This window comes from Streptomyces sp. NPDC102270, from assembly GCF_044766405.1.
Classification (GTDB): Bacteria; Actinomycetota; Actinomycetes; order Streptomycetales; family Streptomycetaceae; genus Streptomyces.
On sequence record NZ_JBIWLX010000047.1, the window covers coordinates 1 to 20,284 of the forward strand.

Annotated in this window: 15 protein-coding genes and 2 pseudogenes; 9 read left to right on the forward strand and 8 right to left on the reverse strand. The window is 69.4% G+C overall.

Annotated features, from left to right (window positions below; genetic code table 11):
- Positions 1-257: pseudogene (locus tag ACIRP7_RS44685) on the reverse strand (AraC family transcriptional regulator); the annotation flags it as partial.
- A 128-nt stretch (positions 258-385) separates the two neighbouring features.
- On the opposite strand from ACIRP7_RS44685, the gene ACIRP7_RS44690 reads away from it, so the two are divergent.
- The 4 genes from ACIRP7_RS44690 (at position 386) to ACIRP7_RS44705 (ending at position 3,295) form a co-directional block, all read left to right on the forward strand.
- A complete protein-coding gene (locus ACIRP7_RS44690; RefSeq protein ID WP_403672525.1) occupies positions 386-781 on the forward strand; it encodes an MmcQ/YjbR family DNA-binding protein in 396 nt (131 codons plus the stop codon).
- A complete protein-coding gene (locus tag ACIRP7_RS44695) occupies positions 778-1,146 on the forward strand; it encodes an MmcQ/YjbR family DNA-binding protein (protein ID WP_403672528.1) in 369 nt (122 codons plus the stop codon). Before ACIRP7_RS44690 ends, ACIRP7_RS44695 begins: the two co-directional genes overlap by 4 nt.
- A gap of 101 nt (positions 1,147-1,247) precedes the next feature.
- A complete protein-coding gene (locus ACIRP7_RS44700; RefSeq protein ID WP_403672531.1) occupies positions 1,248-2,552 on the forward strand; it encodes a replication-associated recombination protein A in 1,305 nt (434 codons plus the stop codon).
- A 92-nt stretch (positions 2,553-2,644) separates the two neighbouring features.
- Entirely contained in the window at positions 2,645-3,295 is a 651-nt protein-coding gene (locus ACIRP7_RS44705) for a TetR/AcrR family transcriptional regulator (protein WP_403672534.1), read from the forward strand.
- 420 nt (positions 3,296-3,715) lie between these two features.
- On the opposite strand, the gene ACIRP7_RS44710 is transcribed toward ACIRP7_RS44705, so the two are convergent.
- The 4 genes from ACIRP7_RS44710 to ACIRP7_RS44725 form a co-directional block, all read right to left on the reverse strand.
- On the reverse strand, positions 3,716-4,129 hold the full coding sequence (locus ACIRP7_RS44710; protein WP_392774580.1) for a PIN domain nuclease: 414 nt from the start codon (positions 4,127-4,129) through the stop codon (positions 3,716-3,718).
- A complete protein-coding gene (locus ACIRP7_RS44715; protein ID WP_031047790.1) occupies positions 4,126-4,341 on the reverse strand; it encodes a type II toxin-antitoxin system VapB family antitoxin in 216 nt (71 codons plus the stop codon). The genes ACIRP7_RS44710 and ACIRP7_RS44715 overlap by 4 nt, the downstream gene beginning before the upstream one ends.
- 2,163 nt (positions 4,342-6,504) lie before the next feature.
- The gene (locus ACIRP7_RS44720) at positions 6,505-7,404 is read right to left on the reverse strand and encodes an NADP-dependent oxidoreductase (RefSeq protein WP_403672538.1); all 900 of its coding nucleotides are present in this window, start codon (positions 7,402-7,404) and stop codon (positions 6,505-6,507) included.
- A gap of 96 nt (positions 7,405-7,500) precedes the next feature.
- Entirely contained in the window at positions 7,501-8,379 is an 879-nt protein-coding gene (locus ACIRP7_RS44725; RefSeq protein ID WP_403672541.1) for an NmrA/HSCARG family protein, read from the reverse strand.
- Between the two features lie 207 nt (positions 8,380-8,586).
- Here ACIRP7_RS44725 and ACIRP7_RS44730 point away from each other — a divergent pair, with 207 nt between their 5' ends.
- The 3 genes and pseudogenes from ACIRP7_RS44730 to ACIRP7_RS44740 form a co-directional block, all read left to right on the forward strand.
- Positions 8,587-9,372 carry an AraC family transcriptional regulator gene (locus tag ACIRP7_RS44730; protein ID WP_403672544.1) on the forward strand — a complete coding sequence of 262 codons (786 nt, stop codon included), beginning with the start codon at positions 8,587-8,589 and terminating at the stop codon, positions 9,370-9,372.
- A gap of 585 nt (positions 9,373-9,957) precedes the next feature.
- The gene (locus tag ACIRP7_RS44735) at positions 9,958-11,640 is read left to right on the forward strand and encodes an SWIM zinc finger domain-containing protein (RefSeq protein WP_403672547.1); all 1,683 of its coding nucleotides are present in this window, start codon (positions 9,958-9,960) and stop codon (positions 11,638-11,640) included.
- 817 nt (positions 11,641-12,457) lie between these two features.
- Positions 12,458-12,571 (forward strand): annotated as a pseudogene (locus ACIRP7_RS44740) (VapC toxin family PIN domain ribonuclease); the annotation flags it as partial.
- Positions 12,572-12,765: 194 nt separating this feature from the next.
- On the opposite strand, the gene ACIRP7_RS44745 reads toward ACIRP7_RS44740, so the two are convergent.
- Both ACIRP7_RS44745 and ACIRP7_RS44750 read right to left on the reverse strand, forming a co-directional pair.
- Entirely contained in the window at positions 12,766-14,235 is a 1,470-nt protein-coding gene (locus ACIRP7_RS44745) for an APC family permease (RefSeq protein ID WP_403672549.1), read from the reverse strand.
- 77 nt (positions 14,236-14,312) lie between these two features.
- The gene (locus ACIRP7_RS44750; protein WP_403672552.1) at positions 14,313-15,044 is read right to left on the reverse strand and encodes a FadR/GntR family transcriptional regulator; all 732 of its coding nucleotides are present in this window, start codon (positions 15,042-15,044) and stop codon (positions 14,313-14,315) included.
- 708 nt (positions 15,045-15,752) lie between these two features.
- Between ACIRP7_RS44750 and ACIRP7_RS44755 the strand changes: the two genes are divergently transcribed.
- Positions 15,753-17,207: an amino acid permease gene (locus tag ACIRP7_RS44755; RefSeq protein WP_403672555.1), complete on the forward strand. Its 1,455-nt coding sequence runs from the start codon at positions 15,753-15,755 to the stop codon at positions 17,205-17,207.
- A 512-nt stretch (positions 17,208-17,719) separates the two neighbouring features.
- On the opposite strand, the gene ACIRP7_RS44760 is transcribed toward ACIRP7_RS44755, so the two are convergent.
- Positions 17,720-18,121 carry a hypothetical protein gene (locus ACIRP7_RS44760; protein WP_403672558.1) on the reverse strand — a complete coding sequence of 134 codons (402 nt, stop codon included), beginning with the start codon at positions 18,119-18,121 and terminating at the stop codon, positions 17,720-17,722.
- A gap of 290 nt (positions 18,122-18,411) precedes the next feature.
- Here ACIRP7_RS44760 and ACIRP7_RS44765 point away from each other — a divergent pair, with 290 nt between their 5' ends.
- On the forward strand, positions 18,412-19,770 hold the full coding sequence (locus ACIRP7_RS44765; RefSeq protein ID WP_403672561.1) for a hypothetical protein: 1,359 nt from the start codon (positions 18,412-18,414) through the stop codon (positions 19,768-19,770).
- Positions 19,771-20,284 lie beyond the last annotated feature (514 nt).

Below are 20,284 nucleotides of genomic sequence, written 5' to 3' on the forward strand. Positions count from 1 at the left end.
GGGGTGACGGTCCGCGTGACGTGGTCGACGTCGTGCAGCAGCTCGCCCTCGGTGACGGCGATGAGGTAGTGGAAGGTGGCACGGCCCGGACGGGGCGGGTTCCACGGCCAGTCGTCGTGCTGGGCGAAGAAGTCCTCGACGGTGCTCACCTCAAGGCCGTAGGGAGTACCGACCGGGGGCTGGAAACCGTAGAGCGGAACCGCAGCCGGTCCGGCCGTGCTTCCGCTCGGGTCAGGGTGTCGCTTGTCGACCATCACGTGTCCGCAGCCTACCGCCCTTCCAGTCGGCTTCGACGGAAGGATGGGACGTGCCGCCGCGCCCGCGCGGCGCGCCCCCCACGTCTTTCGATGCCGCAGTCCGTCACCGCCTGAGGAAGGGAACGCCCATGAACGGATCGGCCCTGCACACGATCGCCGCCGACTGCGCGGAGGAACTCCCCGGAGCTCAGCTGGAACACCCGTTCGGTCCTGATTGGGAGGTCTTCAAGGTGCGCGGCAAGGTGTTCATGCTGATGACCGACGTCCCCGGGCGGCCCGTGGTGATCCTCAAGGCGGACCCCGGTGAGGCCCACGCTCTGCGGGAGCAGTACAGCCACATCACCCCCGGCTACCACATGAACAAGAGGCACTGGATCACGCTGGAGAGCGGAGAAGGCGTCGACGAGGAGCTCGTCAGGGAGCTCGTCACCGACTCCTATCGGCTCGTCGTCGCTCACTTGCCCAAGGCCGAGCGGCCTGTCGACCCGCACACCTACGGCACCGGCACGCGGGCGGCCCGGTGAGCGCGGCCGGCGACCGGCTCCAGGACACCGCCCGACAGGTGGCCCTGGCCCTCCCCGACGTCAGCCACGGCTACCCCTTCACCCCAGGGCTCGACGTGTACAAGGTCGCGGGCAAGGTGTTCCTGATCGTCACCGACGACCCGGACGAACAGATCATCACGGTCAAGTGCGAGCCCGAGCACGCGCGGGCACTGGAGCGCGGCCACGCCTCGATCACTACGGGCCGCTATCTCGACAAGAGGCACTGGATCTCGCTGGGGCCGGGTCCCGGTGTCACTGAGCGGCTGGTCACCGACGCGGTCGAGGATTCCTACGACCTGGTCGCCGAGCGGCTGCCGCGACGCGACCGCCCCGGTGCCCGATGAGCGCCGCGAGATTCCCCACGAGCGGCTGAGCCGACGCCTGTCAGTGCCCCCGTGCACGGCTCGCCACGTCCGCATACGTCCGCTTCCGACCCGAGAGACCGATGGAACCGACCCTGCCGCTCTTCGGCGAGGAGCCCGCCCGGCCCCTCGCCGACCGCCTGCGCCCCACCCGGCTGGAAGATGTCGTCGGGCAGGACCATCTCCTGGCCCCGGACGCCCCGCTGGGCCTCATGGTCGCCCAGCAGCGCCTCGGCTCCGCCATCCTGTGGGGCCCGCCCGGCGTCGGGAAGACGACCATCGCCCGGCTCCTCGCGGACGCCGGCAACCTGGCCTTCGAGCCGGTGTCGGCCACCTTCTCCGGCGTCGCCGATCTGCGCAAGGTCTTCGCCGCCGCACGAAGCCGACGCGGCATCGGCCGGGGCACCCTGCTGTTCGTCGACGAGATCCACCGCTTCAACCGTGCCCAGCAGGACAGCTTCCTGCCCTACGTCGAGGACGGCACCGTCACCCTGATCGGCGCCACCACGGAGAACCCGAGCTTCGAACTCAACGGCGCCCTCCTCTCCCGCGCCCAGGTCCTCGTCCTCAAACGCCTCGACGAAGCCGCGCTGTCCACGCTGCTCCACCGCGCCGAGCAGCTCACCGGCCACCATCTGCCCCTGGACGACGACGCCCGCCGCGCCCTGATCGCCATGGCGGACGGCGACGGCCGCTACCTCCTCAACATGGCCGAACAGCTCCAAGCCCTCCCGGACACCGAAACCACCCTGGACACCGCCGGGCTCGCCCATCACATCCAGCAGCGGGCCCCGCTGTACGACAAGGCGCAGGAGAGCCACTACAACCTGATCTCCGCGCTGCACAAGTCGATGCGCGGCTCCGACCCGGACGCGGCCCTGTACTGGCTCGCCCGCATGCTCGACGGCGGCGAGGACCCGCTGTTCGTCGCCCGCCGCCTGGTCCGCTTCGCGAACGAGGACATCGGCATGGCCGACCCGCACGCCGTCCAGCAGGCCCTCGCCGCCTGGGACGTGTACGAGCGACTCGGCTCCCCCGAGGGCGAGTTGGCGATTGCCCAGGCCGTCGTCCACCTCGCCACCGCCCCCAAGTCCATCGCCGTCTACCGCGGCTTCAACGCCGCACACCGATCAGCCCGGCACACCGGCTCACTCATGCCACCCGCCCACATCCTCAACGCCCCGACCCGGCTGATGAAAGACCTCGGCTACGGCAAGGACTACCAGTACGACCCGGACACAGCCGACGGCTTCTCCGGTGACGACTACTTCCCCGACGACATGGACCGCGAGACGTACTACCAGCCCACCCGCAACGGCTACGAAGCCCAGGTCAGCGAACGGCTACGCCACTGGAACGCCCTGCGCGCCCGACGGCAACGCGGCTGACCGGCCGACGCCCGCGACGTCCTTTCCGAGGAGGCGATGGGTGCTGTTTTCCGACTCTGTCGGAAGAGGCCCCTGCACAAACCGGTGGCGACGTGTGCCGGCCCGGCTATCACGCGCAGATCAAAGAAGAGAACCGCGCGCGCATCATCCGCGCCGCCCGCGACCTCTTCCTCGCCCGGGGATACGACAAGACCTCCCTGGCCCAGATCGCCAAGGAGGCCCGCGTCTCCACCGGCACCCTCTTCAAGCGGTACCCCACCAAGGCCGCGCTGTTCGCGGCCGTCACCTCCGAACAGTGGCAGCTGGACGTGGAGTACGCGGAACCGCCCCCGCCCGGTGATCCCCGGTACGGCCTGGACCACATCGGCCGCGACTACGCCTGCCTGGTCGCGCGGCCCGGCACGGCGGCGCTGTGCCGCCTCATCATCACCGAACTCCCCCAGATGCCGGAACTCGCCGACATCGTCGGTACCGGCTTCGCCATCGACCGCGGCCCCTTCTTCGACCGGCTCCGCGACTACCTGGACTCCGAAGCACAGGCCGGAACACTCGACTTCCGCTCGGCCGACGGACAGCCACAGTCGGCATCCGAAGTCGCCGAACAGTTCCTCGGCATGATCTGCAGCCAGTTCCTGTGGCCCCAACTCGTACGGACCGACTTCGTCCCGCCCAACCCCGCCGACGCCGCGATCGTGGACGAAGCCGTCGCCCTCATGATCAGCCGCTATCGCACCGGATCCTGAACCCTGGACCACCAGCTCATGTGGCAAGGACCCCGATACGTCGCCCTCCGGCACAGGTGCACGTATGGGTGACTCGATCGACAACGAATGGCGGCGAGCGCGACCGGTCCTACCAGTAACCAACAGCGGTCGACAGCTGAGCCAGGACCGTGGCCTGCCGGTACTCCTGACGTGCGACCCCGGCGTTGCGCTCGGTGGCGCGACCACCGACAAGTGATCGACGAAGTACGGCGGGTGAGTACGGCAGTTCACCCGCGCGTGCCATGCCCCGGACTGGGTGTAGGCGAGGCGACTCAGTGCGCGGGGCGGGTGCGAGGGCGCGGAAAGAGTGCCGTCCGGCAGTGGGGGAATCGCCGTGATAGCGCCCCGGGTGGGCGGTCGGCGAGAGGCTTGACGCCCGTTCGTGCAGCCGCGCGGACTCTACTGCCTGAGATCGATCATGCGGACCGGCTGCCCCGTCGTGCGAGCAATGGTTTCGAAGTCGCGGTCGAAGTGGAGCAGGGTGAGGCCTGCTTCTTCCGCGGCGGCGGCCACCAGGAGATCAACGGGGCCCGCACTGCGGTGTTCCCCTTTGGTGGTCAGTTGTTCCTGGACGATGCGGGAGCGGCGGTAGATGCCGTCAGGCATGGGGCACCACACGTAGTGGGCGTCGAGTGCAGCCTTCAGTCGCGCGCGGTCCGCGGTTGAGCGGGCGGAGTAGAGGACCTCGAGTTCCGTGATGTCGCAGATCGCGACGAGGCCGGCGCCGATCCTGTCGTCCCACTCAGTTGTGGTCTGGCGGAGCAGGACGCGGGCGAGGGCGGAGGTGTCGATGAGGTAGTCGGCGACGGTCACGGCCGGTACTGGTTCTTGTTCAGGAGAATGTCGATGTCCAGGGCTCCGTCGGTCACCAGTTGCCGGGCGTCTTCGAGCGCGCGCAGGCGCCGGTAGCGGGCGGTGACCTCACGCAGGGCGGTGTTGATGGTGTCGCGCTTGGTGGTGGTGCCGAGTTCCTTGGCGGCTTCTTCCAGTGCCTCGTCGTCGAGGTCGATCACGGTGCGGCTCAAGATGGCCTCCTCATGCACACTGCGGTGTATATCAATATACATGATCGATTGTATATCGACTCGCGTGACCCTGGGTGGTCTGTTTCCCGGATCTGTGGCCTTGCGGCGAGCGAGTCAGGAGAGGGGTGTGCGCCAGGGACTTCCCGGGGGGCTCCTTTCAGCGTTCGAACTTCCAGGTGAGGCGGGAGGTCGTCACTTTGGGCATGGTGATCCGGATGTCGACGGCGGTGCCGTCAGTGTGCTTGCCGCTACGGGTGGGAACTGTTCCGGCGACCGCCTTTAAGCCAGTCGGACGGGTTGAGCGAGGGGTGGGTGGTGCCGGAGGCCAGGCTGCGTGCCCAGCCTGCCTAGGCCGAGCACCGTGGCCGCGCCGCAGGCGACGTCGACGAGGGGCTTGTTGTCCGGCATGACGTACTCCTGGACGTGTGCCTTCAGGGCCCCGGATCAGTGTCGTGGATCTGGCTCGCCGCCTTGCGTGCGGTGTCGTCCGCAGATCTGCAGGTCGCGTACGGCACAGGCTTCAGCCTCTGGTGCCCAGCTGTCGTTTTTGCGGCGGGCCTGGTCGCCGTACTGCCCCGCTCCCCGAATGGCGTAGAGGCTCTGCCTCAGCACCCGGGGAGAGCCTCCGCGCGGTTGGAAAGGGAGTCCGCTGCGGGCGGGGTCGAGATCGCCTCCCGAGCTGGGGCGCTGGTCTTCGTTCCCGGCCGGATTAAGCTCCGCCCTGGCCGTGCGTCCGCAGGGAAGCACCCACGTGATCACGGAGGCGTCGGGCTACCGGACGTTGGTCCTTGCACTTGGGGGCGATCCACCTGCCCTTGAGTCGCTGCGCGTTGGAAAGGAAATCCGCTGCGCATGGTTTCGAGAGCCTCTCCTCGGTTGGGAAGAGGGTCCGTGAACCGGGTGAGCGTGCCCATCCGGGACGCGTTCTGGACGCAGCTTGGACACAAGGATCGGAAAAGACTGACAAGGGCCGAGAAGCACTGAGGCGCCAAACAGCGTCTGAGCTGGGGAAACGGCCAAGATTGGCCTTGATCGACAAGGGTCGCCAAGATCCTCAAAGGACTCATAATCCGTCGGCCGTGGGTTCGAGTCCCACCCGCCCCACCTGTGCAGGCTCTTGACCTGCGGAAACGTTCTTTCTTGGGTGTCGGGGCGTCAACTTTGCCTGCACGGACTGAATCCGCTGCTCGCGGCTTCGGAACGGGGCGAGGCTCTCGCTCCCTCGCTGAGCAGACATCGCGCTGACCTGCGGCAATGCTGATGATCAGGACTTGTGGCTGAGCAACGTCACGAGCTGGCAGCGTCTCCGCGGCTTCGTTTTCGTGATTTGTGGACGTGTTGGGGACGCAGGGTTTCGGTGAGGTCTGCTGACCAGTCCCCGTGGGCTCTGGCCGGCCGCCCGAGGAGCTCCGTGCTGACCGGGTTCGGACTCAACTCTGGGGAGCTCGATCGCGAGCCATGCGGCTGTCATGCCGCCGTCGCTCAGCGCCGTGGTGCGGATGTTGGCGCCGGGCCCGGGGGAGGCCGTGATCATCGGCTGTTTGGCGGACGCCGCAGACGCGACGAACCGGAGGTTGAAGGCCGGCGAGCGGTGCCATGCCATGGAAGACGTCTGCTGGTGGCGCAGGCCGATCATCACGACCTCGAACGCGGCCCCGGCGCCGTCCTCGTCGGCCCCTCATTGCCCTGGTAACTCACACCGTCAGGCGACGCCAGAACCCCTCAAAGAATCACGAACCGCCCACTCGTAATCCGCGGCCAGCAGGACCTGAACCTGCCGCAGGAAGTCTACGACCAGTGGCGCGAGGCCATCCGGCTGCGCAAGGACGGCAAACCACGGGTCGACGGCGGTACCGGCATGCTGCTGCCGGTCCGCGCGTTCTACATGGACATCCAGAGCTGGGCATTGGAGGAACCCCAGCGGTGGGCGCGCTGGGCCGCGCCGGATCAACGAACGCACCGCCGACCGGGTCAGGCAACGCCGGCCGTTGCTACCGGCGTTGGTCGCGCAGGTGGAGGAGCACTGCAGCGGGCGGCGTGTCCTATTCGAGGCCGTGCGGCAGGCAGGACCGGTGGAGGCGGACGAGCCGGCCGGGTTCGCCAGGACCGTGGCGACTGGCCGGTGCGCTGCCGTCGTGCCTCCGCAGCCGGCCGGGCGCTGAGCTACGGCCGCAGGACGAGCTTCCCGGCGGCGTGACCGCCCGCGCTCAGCTCCTGCGCCTTCGCGGCGTCCTCCAGCAGAAGGCTCTGCGCGATGCGCACCGTGAGCTTGCCGTCGGCTGCGAGGCGGGCGTACTCGCCGAGGCGGGAACCGAACGGGGCGCCGGGGCCGGAGAAGGTGACGCCCAGCTCGGCGGCCTTCAGGTCGGCGATGGTGATGATCCGGTCGGTGCCGCCGCGCAGGTCGATCGACACCTCCAGGTCGCCTGCCCCCGCGGCGTCGTACACGGCGTCGATGCCCTGCGGTGCGGCCTCGCGGACCCGGTCGGCCAGGCCGGCGCCGTAGGCGACCGGGATCGCGCCCAGCGAGCGCAGGTAGTCGTGGTTGCCGGGGGAGGCGGTGCCAATGACCGTGGCGCCGCGGGTGACCGCGAGCTGAACACCGACGGCGCCGGCCACACCCGCGGCTCCGTGCAGCAGGAGCGTGTCGCCTTCCCCGACGCCGAGGGCGTCGAGCACGCGGACCGAGGTCTCGACGGCGACGGGCAGTGCCGCGGCGAGGTCCCAGTCGAGGTCCGCGGGCTTCGGGCCGAAGTCGACGGCCAGCGCGTGCTCGGCGTATGCGCCGGTGACGGTCCAGCCCAGGACCTCGTCACCCACCGCGACGCCGGTCACGCCTTCGCCGACCTCGTCGACGACGCCGGCCGCCTCCACGCCGGGGATCACCGGGAACGGCGGGGCGATTTGCAGCCTCAACCCGTTGCGGATCTTGGAGTCGAGCGGGTTGACCCCTGCCGCCACGACCTTCAGCCGCACCTGCCCGGGTCCGGCGTGCGGCTCGTCGACCTCTTCGAGGCGGAGGACTTCCGGGCCGCCGAACTCGGTGTAGGTGATCGCCTTCATGTCCTGCTCCAGTGCTCGTCGCTCTAGGTGAAAGATCAACTTGGCCGGGACCGGTGGCGGCCGCACCGGCACTTCGACCAGTTCCGGCTCGGAGGCTCAGGAACCAGCCACGTTTGTGGGCGCGGTCCAGCCGGTGGATCGGATCCACTCGGCCAGGTCGAGGGTGGCCGGCTCGATCGCCCGCACCACCGCAAGATCCGACGGGTATTCCGCCGCCTTCGCGAACTGGCGGAACATCGCCCTGTCGAGGTCGCTGGGAAGCACGCTCAACGGGAGGGCCTCGTAACGTGCCGGGAGCCCGGCGCGCGCGCCGAACGCCGCGGCGATCTGAGGGCCCGTCAGCTCGTCGCCGACGAGCTCGACAGCTCCGCCGGGTGCCTCCGCGGTGTCGAGCAGGAGCGCGGCGGCGACCCGGCCGACGTCCCTGACCGAGATCATCTTCAGGGCGACGTCCTCCGGCAGCGGCAGCCTCAGCACGATCTCTCCGTGCTCCAGGCTCGGTGCCATCTCCTCCATGAAGGGGGTCGGGCGAACCATCGCGGCCCTGAGGCCGGACTTCCTCAGGTGCTCCTCGATCGAGTGCTTCGAGTCATGGTGCGGCACACCCCGCTCCCGGTCCGCGCCGAAGACCGAGTTGAACACGACGTGCGGGACGCGTGCCGCGACCGCCGCGTCGACGAGCGCGGTGCCGATGCGGATCTCCGTCTCGACCTCTTCGAGGTTGTTCGCTTCCGGGGTCATGAAGCAGAACGCCTCGACCGCCGTCAGCGCGGCGGCCAGCGACGCCGGGTCGTCGGTCCGGATGGCCGCCAGCTCGACGCCGCGGGCGGCCAGCGCCTGAGCCCGGTCGGATTGCGGGTTGCGGACCAGGGCCCGCACCGTGGCCTTGTGGTCCAGCAGCGCGTCGACCACCGCCCCGCCCTGTTGCCCCGTCGCGCCGAAGACTGCGATCGTGCCGGTCGTCTGTGTGCTCATCGCTGCCACCCTTCACTCAGGGCGTGAGCGAGGTGAGCACGAGTCCGGTGTTGACCTCGGCGGTGGGGGGAGGACGACGCGGGCGCGGCGTCCTCGAGCTTGATCTGTTGTGACATGTGTCCACGATGCGTCTGCGGCGCCAGGCTCACCACCGGTATCGCGCCAGGTTCTCCCGATAACCCGCCAGTGTCGGGTAGCCTCGATCGCGTGTCCGACCCCAGCGGCGAGCCGAGCTTCTGCACCGACGATGCGCCGTTGTCGGCGCCGCTGGCCCATGGCGCCGACGTGGCCGCGCACTTCCACGACTACGGCCAGCTCCGCTACGCCGCGCGTGGGGCCCTGGTCACAGCCACCCAGGTGGGCACCTGGGTGGCGCCGGCCAGTCGGATCATGTGGGTGCCCCCCTTCGCGGTGCACAGCAGCAAGGCGTACGGCGAGACGGACATCCGGGTGCTGTCGCTGCCCGTGACGCTGACCGGACAGCTGCCGGCCGAGCCGTCGGTCTTCGTGGCGAGCGCGTTGCTGCGCGAGGCCTATCTGGCGCTGACGAGCGAGGGCGAGCCGCTGGAGAGCCCCCGTGCGCGGCTGCTGATCGACGTCGTACTCGCCGAGCTCGCCCGCGCCGCACAGGAGCCGCTGCGCCTCCCGGAGCCGATCGACCGGCGTCTCAAGGCGGTCACCGACCTGCTTCACATGGACCCAGCAAGCCCGGCGACCCTGGCCGAGCTGGGCCACCGCACGGGCGCCGGCGAACGCACCCTGAGCCGACTGTTCGGCAGCGAGCTGTCGATGAGCTTCCGTCAGTGGCGCACCCTGCTGCGCATTCAACGGGCGCTGATCGAGCTCGGCGACGGCGCCTCGGTCACCGACACGGCGATCCGGCTGGGCTGGTCGAACCCCAGCAGCTTCATCGACGCCTTCACCGAGCTGGTCGGTCAGACACCGGGGGGCTATCGCTCGTCGGCTCGGTCCTCTCGCAGCTCCCATGGGTGAGAGGTTGGCGGGGTAGCCGTAGTGCCTGGCGGAACATCGGTGGCAGCCCAATGGTGTGGGAGCCCACGCTGGAAGGGTGACTCCCTCCGCCATCACCCAGAGCTCCTCTCCGGCATCGGCGGCCTCGGCCGGTGCGACGCTGAGCGACCTCATCGTCCGACGGGTCGATCGGGTAGCCGACGACGTTCACCGGGCAGCGTCCGCTGCCGGGGAGTCACATCCAGGTCGTGTCCATGCGGCCCTGATGTGCGGACGGTCATGCCAGTTGCTTTGGGTGGATGCGGTCGCGCACGACCTGGCCCGCCGCTTCGGCCTCCGTCCGCATCACCCGTGAAGTGAGACAGCGTGAATGCACGCTGCTAGCAGCTGGTGGTTGAGATCCGGCGCAAGCTCCCGACGTACTTGGCTCTGAGGACGGCGACCACCCGGCGTTCACCATCCCCTCGCTCGGGCCGCCCATCATCGCTGATGCGCCGTAAGTCCCGCTGCTCGATGGGGTGCTCAGTCGTCGCATGCGGCCACACATGTGGACTGCCGGGGTTCCTCGGGTCTCCAAGAGCTGCCGATCCGCGGTTGAATGCCGGTGTGGCACGGAAAGTGGTGGGATTCGGCGAGGACGATCTGAGGGTGCTGGCCGGGGCTCGGTCCTTCGAGCGGGGGCTGGGGTATCTGGACGCGGTGAGTGGTCTGGATGTGGGAGAGGGCTCGGTCGTCGCCGTGGTGCACGGTACGGATGTCTACGAGGTGGAGCTCACCCTCGGCGGGAGTGACGGGATCTCGGGATGGTGCGATTGCCCGTACGGGCAGGAGGGCAACTTCTGCAAGCACTGTGTAGCGGTCGGGTTGGCCGTGCTGCGGCGGGCGAAGGCGATTCCGCAGCAGCGGGCCGCGGCGCGGGCACGGTCTTCCGGCTTGGAAGCGTGGCTTTCGGGGCTGTCACGCGAGCAACTCCTGGCGCTGGTGCGGGAGCAGATCGCCGAGGACCGGGAACTGCGCCGACGCTTGGAGCTGCGGGCCGCCGCAGCTCGTTCTGACCTCGGTACGGTCCGGGATCGGATCACCGCGCTGATCGATCCACGGCCGTTCGCCCGGTACGGGTACATCGAGTACCCGGACGCCTCCGGGTATGGACGACAGGTCGCCGAGGCGGCGAGTGCCCTGCGCGCCTTGACCGCCGACGGGGAGGCCGCGCAGGCGGTCGTTCTGGCCGAGGAGGCGCTCCGGGTGCTGGGAGAGACGTACCGGGAGATCGACGACTCGGACGGCGTGGTCGGGGAGGCCGCCGCCGCAGTGGCGGAGGCCCATCTGGAGGCCTGCGGGGTCACACGCCCCGATCCGGAGCGGCTGGCGGAGTGGCTGGTAGAACGTCTGCTCGCCGACGACAGCGATGTGCCGGACCTGGATCCGCTTGACTATGCCGACGTGCTGGGGCCGAGCGGACTGGCCCGCATGCGGCAGCTGGCGGCTGAGGCACTCAGGCGCAGGCCGTCCGGCTGGGCGGAGCGTTACCTGATGGAGCGCCTGATCAAGGCGGAGGGCAACGTCGACGCATTGATCGCCCTGCATGCGCAGGACCTCGATCCGTCCGGTGCCACCCATCTGCTCATCGCCGAGGAACTGGAAACGGCGGGCCGCACGGAAGAGGCACTCGCCTGGGCCGAGCGGGGACTGCGGGACTGTGTCGCCGAGACGCACATCGACAGCCGTCTGGTCGACTATGTGTGCGTCCGGTATGTGACGGCGGGGCGGGCGGCCGACGCGGTCGCGGTGCGTCGGGACCGGTTCCGTGTCGAGCGGTCCCTGGCCGCCTACCGGCAGCTGCGCTCTGCTGCTCGGGCGGCGGACTGCTGGGAGGTTGAGCGCGCGGCGTCGCTGACCACCTTGAGGGAGGACGCCCGCCGGGAGCGCGGAGGCTGGTACGGCGGGCCGGTGCTGATCGACGTGCTGCTCGACGACGGCGATGTGGACGCCGCCTGGCGGGAGGCGGCCGGCCGGGCCGACGACCGGCAGTGGGAGCAACTCGCCGACCTGTCGCGTCAGACGCGTCCGGCAGAGGCGCTCGGCGTGTACCTGCGGCTGGTCGAGCGGTCGAAGGAGCCGACCGGGGACCGTGCCTACGAGCACCTGGCCGGGTTGCTCCTGGCGGCCCGTGACTGCCATCGCGCGCTGGGGACCGAGGACGCGTTCACCGGGTATCTCGCCAGCCTGCGGGCGGAACTCAAACGCCGACGCAAGCTGATGAGCATCCTCGACCGGCAGGGGCTGTGAAAGGGCACCGGCAGAGAAGTCATCGGCGATGGGAGAACGACAGGGAAGGCATTTCCGCTGCCGGAGGTGGTGAAAGAGGGATACCCAGTTACTCGACCTGGGTTGATGCTGCCCGACGCCCCCCGTTCCCCTCACGGGAGGGCTCTGCGGACCGCCAGGGGACACGCAGGGGACGGAAGGACCTGGAAGGATCAGGAAGGCCGGCGCGGAGCCAGAACTGCACAGGGCCTCTGACGCGTAAATACCAACCGGCATGGGCAAAACCGCAGGTAGCTGACCAGCTGACCTCCGCCTCCTGCGTTGCCGCCCCCGCGATGCAGTGTTGATCAAGGGCCACGGGGTGTTCAGCGCGCCCATTTACCTGCCCCACGGCGGGCGGCGAAGCCGCCCTGGGTCGCTGACCTGCAATTATGGGAAGATCAAGGCAAGAGCAGGTGGGGCGGGTGGGACTCGAACCCACGGCCGACGGATTATGAGTCCTTTTCGGATCTTCCGATCTGTGTCTGCAACCTGCACGCCGCGGCTGAACGGACTGAATCCGCTGCTCGCGACTTTGGAGTCCGGCGGTGCTCGGGGAGCTCCAGCCCTCTGACCTGCGGCGGAGCAGGTGATCGAGGTTGTCGCTTGCAGTCCGGGCGGCTGCCCTTGGGCTCGATACCAAGATCCAGGGACCGGACAGGGGCCGGGACGGCGCCCATCATGCGTCGAGCGTGTGGGATCCAGGGTCGGGGTACTTCTCATTCGTCGGCTGTGGGCCGTCGTCCGCGACGTATCCGGTCGGGTGCCGCGCGCACCGGTGCGGAGTGGATGGTGATGCTTGGTCTGTGCGACCGCAGTTCACCACGGGCACACGGTTCTCCACGTGGACAACGACTTCGCGACGGTGGCCGGAGTGCTCAAGGAAGTTCAGCAGCGGGACGTACGAGCCTGATCCCCTGGGGCCGGTCCACGTTGTCGGCCTGTCGTTGATCGAACCCAAGTCACTGGCGCATTGGGGGATGACGTGCCGGGGCTCAGGTGACGCCACGACTGGCTCCACCCAGCCGCGCGGCCGGAGAAGCAGCGGGGCCGCCGCGCCGATCAGTCCATCCTCGTCGAGTCTGCGATCTTGCCGGTCGCGAGGGCTCAGTCCGCGTCGGCCACGATGGAGCCGACGCGTTCGGCCAAGGTCGGGTCGCGTCGGACCAGGAGGGCCGCGTAGCCGACGGCGGCGAGCAGGGCGGCGACCGCCATGTAGGGGAACCAGTTGTAAGGCGCGGGCTGGCCCGGCTTGGCGAGGTAGTAGAGCGGGACCAGGATGGCCACCGTGCCGAGCGCGGGCAGTACCAGATGCCGGACCACCCGGAACTCCTGTGGCCGGTACCTGCGGTAGTACAGCGGCAGGGCGATGTTGGACGCGAGGTAGACCAGCAGGATCAGGATGGCGCCGAGGGTCGATGACTCGGTGAAGAAGACCACCGGGTTCATCGAGTCGCCTGAGGACCCCAGCAGGTGGCCCAGGGCCCAACCGCCGATGATCAGCAGCGCGGTGGCGGTGAAGGTGATGATCGCCTTGTTCGGTGTGCGGCGGATGGGGTGCACATAACCGAAGAAGGAGGGGAGCAGCCCCTCGCGTCCGGCGTTGAACACCAGGCGGGCCTGGGAGTTGATGCCCGCGATCAGTACGCCGAGGGTGGAGGTCAGACCGCCGAGGTAGGCGAGGAACGCCAGCACGCCGAGGGTGTGGTGGGCCACCTCGATGAACGGGATCCGGGAGGCGCCGAGTCTGGTCACGTCGTAGCCGAAGCCGGTCACCGTGGCGTAGGCGAAGAGGATGTAACTCACCGTCATGATCGCGATGGAGGAGAACACCGCGCGGCCGACGTTGTGCCGCGGATTCTCCGTCTCCTCGGCGAGGGCCGCCGAGTTCTCCCAGCCGATGAACAGGTACACCGCCAGCGGGAAGCCGGCCGCCAGCCCCTTGAAGCCGTCGCTGATGTGGCTGGGCAGGAACGGGTCGAAGGACAGCTCGCCGCGGTGTTCCACCAGCGCGGCGACCGAGACCACGACCAGCACCAGCATCTCCGCGCCGAAGAAGTAGCCGGCCCACTTGGTGGAGACCACCACCCCGCGCAGCATCAGCGTCACGGCCAGCCCGGTGAGCAGCAGCGTCCAGATGATCCACGGCAGGTCCACGCCGGTGTAGTGGTGCAGGGTGATCTGGACGAACCCGCCGGAGATCGAGATGACGCCGGCCATCGCGATGATGTAGCCAAGCGTCGCCAGCAGCGCCGTGGTCACCGCGCTGACCGGCCCGAAGGTCTTGCCGACGAAGGTGATGAAGCTGCCCGCCGAGGGGTGCGCCCGGGAGAACTCCGCCAGCGTGTTGCCGAGGAGCGCCACCGCGATGCCCGCCGCCAGGACGGTCAGCGGTGACGCCACGCCCGCGGTGGTGGCCAGGAAGGCGAAACCGAAGAAGAAGCTCATGGCCGGGCCGACGTTGGCCATCGTGGCGGCGGCGATGTCCGCCATGCCGAGGACGCCGCCGCGCAGCCGCTGCGGCGCGCCGCCGACGGGACCCGGCGGGGACAGCGGGCCGGCTCCGGGGTTGGGCATGGCGGCAACTCCTCGTGCGGGGTGGCGGCGTGATGAATGCGCGGGTTCTCAATGGCCGGGCCGGCACGGACCGGGCGTCAGCGGTGCCGGGAATGGTGGTGTGCCTTCACCGCCCGCACGGCCGGATCGGTCGCACCCCGCCCGAGTTCGGCGAGCAGTTCGGCGTGGCAGCGGTTCTGCGCCCGTACGACCGCGGGTTCCGGTGCGGGCAGCAGCAGGCACAGCCGGCCGAGCAGATCGGCGGCGAACTCGCGGATTCCGGCGCCGCCGAGCGCCACCGCGAGGTCCAGGTGGAATCGGGTCTCCAGCTCGGCCAGGCGTGCCGGGTCGTCGGTCTGTTCCATCTCCTCGACCAGCGCCCGAAGCCCGTCCAGCCGTTCGGCCGGGACCTCTCCCGAACTGTGCGCCACGAGGCCGCATTCGAGCAGGAGCTGGAAGGCGTCCAGCGAAGCCGCCTCCTCGGGGTCGTGGGTCAGGGCTACGACGGTGTCCCAGTCCTGCGCGACGAAGGTTCCGCCCGCCCGTCCGCGCCGGCGGTCGAGCAGGCCGTCCTGGCACATGCCCTCCAGCGCGCGCCGCACGGTGATCTCGCCGATTCCCAGCTCCTCGGCGAGAACCCCGGCGTCCGGCAGCCGGTCTCCAGGCTGCACGGATCGCAGGCGTACCCGCAGTGCGATACGTGACCGGACGAGATCGGATCCGCTCTGACCCCCGCCGGGCAGGGCGCGGGCGTGTCCCACACCGGTGACCGACGTCCGGGCCGGGCCTGGCTGGTTGTAAGGCCCGAACTTGCCCGCTGCATTCGCCACGACGCCACCCTAACGGCCTGCTGATCGCGGTCGCGGCCCACGACGGCCGTCGTGCGGTGCGTCGGGTCGGCGCCGAGGGCGAGTTCGCGTTCGGTGAGGGGGAAGGGCCGCCGGTGGTTCCCGCGACGACGCCACTGTGTGATGCATGGGCACTCCCGAGGAGGTTCCGAATCAGCCCGGAACAGCCGGGGCACGACATGGCGCGGCGCGGTACGGGCGTCGCGACGGGAGGAGCGGGTCGCGATGCAGAAAAATTAGAGCAAGGTGAACAGTTAAACAAGAGCCTGCCGCGACCGGCCCGCAATCAGAGGGGAGGGGGCAGGGGCGGCGGTCGGCTCGTCATAGCCCCGACCAGGGGATTTACACCCCGGCGGGCGCGTCGCACGTGTCCGCCGACGGGGTGCGAGGGGGCGGGAGTGAGGCATGCGTGCCCCGGGGAGACGGCGCGCTGACCCCATGGGGTGAAACGACTGGACCCTTGTTTTATTCGATCGTCCTGAACTATTTTCCTGAACGTCGCCGGTTCGACCGGTCCAGCAGGCACCGGACCCGGAGGCCACGGTCCACCATGCCCTCCCACCGACCGTGATCGCCACCCGCACCGTTACCCGGCACCCCCGCACACCCCGCCCGGCGGCATCCATGCGGCCACCCCGCCCGATCCCGCCGGAACCTTCCCTCGTCCCCACCTGCTTCCTGGATGTCGAGATGACAACACAAGCCCCTCGTCCCACCCCTGATCCGGTGACCATCACCGAGAGCGCCTCAGAAGGATCCGGCCTGCAAGCCGGGCTGAAGAACCGTCACCTGTCGATGATCGCGATCGGTGGTGTCATCGGTGCCGGCCTGTTCGTCGGTTCCGGATCCGGCATCGCCGCCGCCGGTCCCGGCATCCTGATCTCCTACCTGCTTGTCGGCACCCTCGTCGTCCTCGTCATGCGGATGCTCGGCGAGATGGCCGCGGCCAACCCCACCTCCGGCTCGTTCTCCGCCTACGCGGACCGTGCGCTGGGCCGCTGGGCCGGCTTCACCATCGGCTGGCTGTACTGGTTCTTCTGGGTCGTGGTGCTCGCCGTCGAGGCGACCGCCGGCGCCAAGATCCTGGCCGGGTGGATCCCTGCGGTCCCCCAGTGGGGCTGGGCCCTGCTCGTCATGGTCGTCCTCACCGCCACCAACCTCGTCTCCGTCAGCTCCTACGGCGAGTTCGAGTTCTGGTTCGCCGGCATCAAGGTCGTCGCCATCGGCGCGTTCATCGTGATCGGCGGACTCGCGATCTTCGGCCTGCTGCCCGGCTCGGACCACCCGGCATCCGGCTTCTCCAACCTGACCGAGCACGGCGGGTTCCTGCCCAACGGGCCGGGGGCGATCCTCACCGGCATCCTGATGGTGGTCTTCTCCTTCATGGGCAGCGAGATCGTCACCCTGGCCGCCGGCGAGACCGAGAACCCGCAGGCCGCGGTCACCAAGGCCACAAACAGCGTGATCTGGCGGATCGCGGTGTTCTATCTGGGCTCGATCCTGGTCGTGGTGTCGCTGCTGCGCTGGGACGACCCGGCGATCCTGAAGGACGGCTCGTACGTCGCCGCGCTGAACTCCGTCGGCATCCCGCACGCCGGCGAGATCATGAACGCCATCGTGCTCACCTCCGTGCTGTCCTGTCTCAACTCCGGCCTCTACACCGCGTCCCGGATGGCGTTCTCGCTCGGCCGTCGCAGCGACGCCCCGGCCGCCTTCGCCCGCACCACCGGACGCGGAGTCCCGCAGGTGGCCATCCTGGCCTCGGTGGTCTTCGGCTTCGTCGCCGTCGCCTTCAACTACCTCTGGCCGGACACGGTCTTCCAGTTCCTGCTGAACTCCTCCGGCGCGATAGCCCTCTTCGTCTGGCTGGTGATCTGCTTCTCCCAGCTGCGGATGCGCAAGATCATCCAGCGGGAGTCGCCGGACAGGCTGGTCGTCAGGATGTGGCTCTACCCGTACCTGACCTGGGCCACCATCGCGATGATCACGTTCGTCCTGGTCTACATGCTGACCGACACCGCCGACGGCGGCGGCCGCGACCAGGTCGTCCTGTCGACCCTGGTGGCCGGGGCCGTGGTGGCCTTCGCGCTGGTCCGCGAGCGGCTGGCACGCAACGCACGGCAGGACAAGGTCATCCCTTCGTAACAGCCAGGCGGCTCGTTGTACGGCCGCCCCGACCCGCCGGTGACGCGGCCCTCCCGCCGCGTCACCGTCGTCACGGCTGCACCCGTCATGCCGGGCCGGTATGTCCAGCGGGGGCAGACCAGTACTCCAGCCGTGCCGCGGTCGGGACGGTCGCCGCGTGGCTCAGGATGTGCGTGTGGTGGCAGGTCGTCTCCGATTCCGCAGGCCGGCGAGCATCCGGTCTACACCGTGCCACTGTGGGCTGCTGTTGCCGAACTCGGCGACATCGAGTTCGCTCCGGAAACGGCCCGGAATCGTCACCTGGACACCTGCGCGTAGCTCCCTCCTGGCGGAATCCGCAGGTCGCGGCCCGAACCGCCCTCGCCAGAGGCCCTGTTGAGGCTCGCCGAGCCGGGACCAGCTGTGATCGCACAACGGCCGCACAGCGGCACGTACCCGGAAGCTCCGAAGCGGAGCCGACGGACCGTGATCGGCTACACCACAACGGGGGACACGACCGCGGCGGCTGGCCCCTACTGCTGGACGAGCTGAACATTGGGGTGTGCGTTGTCGCCGGCGAGCACGGCATCGACGGTCTGGGCGAACTCGACGAGTTTTTCGGCGCCCAGCCCGGCGGCCGTGCGCAACGGACCCTCCGAGGCGATCAGCCACGACTGGTAATCGCGCAGGAATCCCCGGAACTGCGCGACCCGCCCGTCGTCGGTCAGATAGTCGTCGGCGCACACGTCCGTGAGGCCGTTGGGCTGCCGCCCGATCGACCGCAGCCAAAAAGCCTGCCATTCGCGCAGCCACGGCACCGCGCGATAGGTGGGGTTGGCCTCGACGTACATCGCCGCCAGCGCCATGAACGTCTCTTGCTGGACGTCGTGCGCGTGTGCCCAGTGCTCGCGGAACCTGAACATCGACCAGCTCAAGGGATGTCCGCCTTTCCGTGTCCAGGCCGGCCCTGCAGACCGGTTCCCTGTGGTGGCCGTTGCCGAACAGCCCGCATCCGGCAGTAGCTCACGTACAGCGCCACCGACCGTGGCATTCACGGTAGCCCGCCGGACCCCACGGCTCCCGCATTTTCCGGCACGCCGGTTCCGTCGCGGCCGCACCAGGGCACCAGGACTCCATCGAGATCCGTGAGCGGGCCCCAGAAGACCCCCTGGCCGCTCGGGCGTTCGAGTAGGGTGGGCGCCTCCAGAGGCGGCAAGGGGGACTGATGACTTCGTCGGCCGACGGCTGGCAGGCGCGGGTGTACGAGCTTTACCGGCAAGGCGTGGAGGCCCGCGCGCAGGCCCAGCGAGCCGAAGGCGCAGAGCGCCGTCAGCTCGTTCTGCGGTCGCTGGACCAGCACAGCCAGGCGGCAGGGATCCTGCGCGCGGAGCTGGCCACCCGCCCGGACGAACCGCGGCTGAACGAACAGCTCGCGTCGCTGCTGTACTCCATGGGGTCCTCGCAGATCGCCGTCGACCTGATCGAAGAGGCCTTGTCGTCACTCGATGAATGCGAGAGCTGCTACAAGCGATCCGGACCCACGTCACCGGAGCTGGCGGCACGGATCGGCGATGTCCGTGCGCGCCGTGCCACGGCCCACTCCTTCGCCGGACACGCGGCTTCCGCACTCATCGACGCCGACCTGGCCGTGGAGGCGTACGCAGGAGCTGGGTTGCAGGCCGCGGGGCCTCCCTTCTCGCTTGACTTCGCCCGCCTGCTCAGCATGGTCGCGGTCGTTCAGGCACAGCACGGTGACCCGGACCAGGCCCTGCACTGTGCCGGACAGGCCCTGAGCCGGTACCAGGACGCGATCGACACCGTGGTCACCGACCCCGGTGCGCACCTCGGCTACGCCACCGACATGGCCGCGGAGGTCGCCTCCCGAATCGAAGCCGCCCATGCCAACTGGGACTACGCCCTGGCCGTGGACGGCTTCACGCTGAGCACCGCCGAGCAGGGCTGGGGCGACCTCGCGGGTGCGCTGGCCCGCACCGGCGTGCACCTGCGCGCCGCGGGCCGCCCGGCCGAGGCAGCGCCACTGCTCGCCCGGGCGGCCTCCCTCGATCCGGCCGCCGTACCGGCCCAGGAACGCATCCTGGCCGACGGGGTACCGGTCACTCTCGGCGAGGCGATTCTGCGGGCGGGAGCGGCCTTGGGCGAGCCCGTCGAGGCCCTGCACCGTGCTCTCGCCTCCGGCGAGTCCGCCTCGGTGACGGGCCGATTGCCGCATCCGGAGGCAGCCCCGCCATATGCCCGACGCCTGGGCCAACTGGCAGTGGAACTGCGGCAGTCGGAGGGTGACCCGGATGTCGCCTGGCGGCTCGCGCTGGAAAGCCACCTGTTGTACGACACCGCCTTCCGGCACCTCTTCGGGGATCCGCGAAACTGGCTGCGGGAGCACGGCGAGGGGTGGACGCAGACCGGGATCACCGCCCTGCATCTGGCCCTTGCACGGGGCAGCGAAGCGGCCCACGACGACCTGTGCCGCCCGCTGGCAGCGCTGTCCGGGCACCTGGAGGAACTGGCGAAGGCGGGCCACCCCGTTGCCGCGGCTGCGGAGCTCGCGCGGATGACAGCAGGATGAGCCCTTGGGCCGGCCATTGCTGTTCAGCCATCGGCTCGTTGCCGACGACCCAGAAGATCTCCGGCCCCTCGGCGTAGAGACGTACGAGACCCAGCATCTCCAGCCGCACGAGACGCTCCCGCACGGCATCAGCCCGACGCGCCCAGCCGCGTCGCCGGACCGGGCCAGCAGCCCCGGCCGTGAAGAGACGCGCCCGGTAGACGGTGCCGCTCAGCACGTCGCCCCAGGGCTGGCGAGCCCCGGAACGGACACCCCGCTCTCCCCTTCCCGCGGGGGTGGCCTGGCGCGGTCCCAGCCCAGTCCTCCACACCGATCACCTCTTCCACCTGACTCCCATGGAGCCAGACTGATCACTTGATCACGGAAGGGGTCACTTTTCATCGACCGATGGGGGGTCACGGTTCACGGAACGCCGACACCCTCGCGGAGCTGCGGTGGCACTGCGTAACCGCACGCCGGCTGTGTGGGTGGAGGCGGCACCACGCCACCGGGCCAGCTCCGTCACCGTGCCGGT

Bases quoted from the DNA above. Each gene is read 5' to 3' on its own strand.
- ACIRP7_RS44690 (WP_403672525.1), top strand. From the start codon at position 386: ATGAACGGATCGGCCCTGCACACGATCGCCGCCGACTGCGCGGAGGAA.
- ACIRP7_RS44700 (WP_403672531.1), top strand. From the start codon at position 1,248: ATGGAACCGACCCTGCCGCTCTTCGGCGAGGAGCCCGCCCGGCCCCTC.
- ACIRP7_RS44720 (WP_403672538.1), bottom strand. From the start codon at position 7,404: ATGAAGGCGATCACCTACACCGAGTTCGGCGGCCCGGAAGTCCTCCGC.
- ACIRP7_RS44725 (WP_403672541.1), bottom strand. From the start codon at position 8,379: ATGAGCACACAGACGACCGGCACGATCGCAGTCTTCGGCGCGACGGGG.
- ACIRP7_RS44745 (WP_403672549.1), bottom strand. From the start codon at position 14,235: ATGCCCAACCCCGGAGCCGGCCCGCTGTCCCCGCCGGGTCCCGTCGGC.
- ACIRP7_RS44755 (WP_403672555.1), top strand. From the start codon at position 15,753: ATGACAACACAAGCCCCTCGTCCCACCCCTGATCCGGTGACCATCACC.
- ACIRP7_RS44765 (WP_403672561.1), top strand. From the start codon at position 18,412: ATGACTTCGTCGGCCGACGGCTGGCAGGCGCGGGTGTACGAGCTTTAC.